This window comes from Mesorhizobium sp. M0904 (genome assembly GCF_040319475.1).
Lineage (GTDB): Bacteria > Pseudomonadota > Alphaproteobacteria > Rhizobiales > Rhizobiaceae > Mesorhizobium.
Genome location: NZ_JAMYOC010000065.1, coordinates 1 through 537 on the forward strand (window position 1 = coordinate 1; position 537 = coordinate 537).

Annotated in this window: 1 protein-coding gene; it reads left to right on the forward strand. The window is 64.1% G+C overall.

The features are described from left to right. The coding region (locus NKH80_RS30070; RefSeq protein WP_502901013.1) for an IS630 family transposase at positions 1–537 on the forward strand (537 nt) is incomplete at both ends.

A 537-nucleotide genomic window follows, 5' to 3' on the forward strand; every position in this document is an offset into this window, starting at 1 on the left:
GAGCTTGCCGCCGAGCTGGTTACTGCTACAGGCGTCCAAGTGGCTCCCGCCTCGATCTCACGTTGGCTCATCAGGAACGGCTACCGCTTCAAAAAAAACGCTGCTGGCCAGCGAGCAAGATCGACCCGACATCAGCAAGGCGCGCCAGCAGTGGCGGGCCAAACGCCAGCCGCGGATGCGGCTTGAGCCACATCGGCTGGTGTTTATCGACGAGACCGGAACCACTACGAAGATGACGCGCCTGCGCGGTCGCTGCCTGAAGGGCCAACGGCTGCGCTCAAAGGCACCGTTCGGACATTGGAAGACGCAGACCTTCATCGCCGGGCTGCGCTGCCATGGGCTCACCGCCCCTTTCGTCGTCGACACGCCGATGAACCGTCGCATCTTCGACACCTACGTCGAAACGCAGCTCGCTCCGACGCTGGCAAAGGGCGATGTGGTCATCCTCGACAATCTCGCTGCCCACAAGAGTCCGGCCGCCGAGGCAGCCATCCGGGCCAGAGGCGCATGGCTGCTCTTCCTGCCGCCCTACAGCCC